The organism is Mesorhizobium sp. P3_A8 (assembly GCF_056402995.1).
This window is the reverse complement of sequence record NZ_JBFUGI010000054.1, coordinates 1-540: the sequence shown is the minus strand read 5'-3', so window position 1 is coordinate 540 and position 540 is coordinate 1. Positions and strand designations below refer to the sequence as shown.

1 protein-coding gene is annotated in these 540 nt (G+C 69.6%); it reads right to left on the bottom strand.

The window, feature by feature from the left end; translation table 11 throughout:
- Positions 1-540, bottom strand: a 540-nt coding sequence (locus tag AC1DX4_RS35120) for a VCBS domain-containing protein (protein ID WP_477224693.1), incomplete at both ends; no start/stop codon positions are given.

Sequence of the window (540 nt, the reverse complement as noted above, 5' to 3'; positions counted from 1 at the left end):
TCACCGTCCCCGTCGCCGTGCCGTCCTGGCTCGTCACCGTGAAGGTGTCGGTCACGACCTGGCCCGCGGTCAGTTCGTTGTGGGCGCCGTTGCCGGCGTAGCTCCAGGCGCCGTCGGCGTCGATCGAGAAGTCGCCATAGATGCCGGCCGTACTGGCCTGCGCCACCACATGCGCTTCACCCGTGTCTGGGTCGGTGATCGTCAGCTGGCCGCCGGTGTTCAGCGCCGCCGCCGCGTCGCCTTCGGTCACGGACTTCGAGTCCGAGCTCACCGTCGCCGCATCGTTGGTGCCGGTGATGGTCACSGTCACCGTCCCCGTCGCCGTGCCGTCCTGGCTCGTCACCGTGAAGGTGTCGGTCACGACCTGGCCCGCGGTCAGTTCGTTGTGGGCGCCGTTGCCGGCGTAGCTCCAGGCGCCGTCGGCGTCGATCGAGAAGTCGCCATAGATGCCGGCCGTACTGGCCTGCGCCACCACATGCGCTTCACCCGTGTCTGGGTCGGTGATCGTCAGCTGGCCGCCGGTGTTCAGCGCCGCCGCCG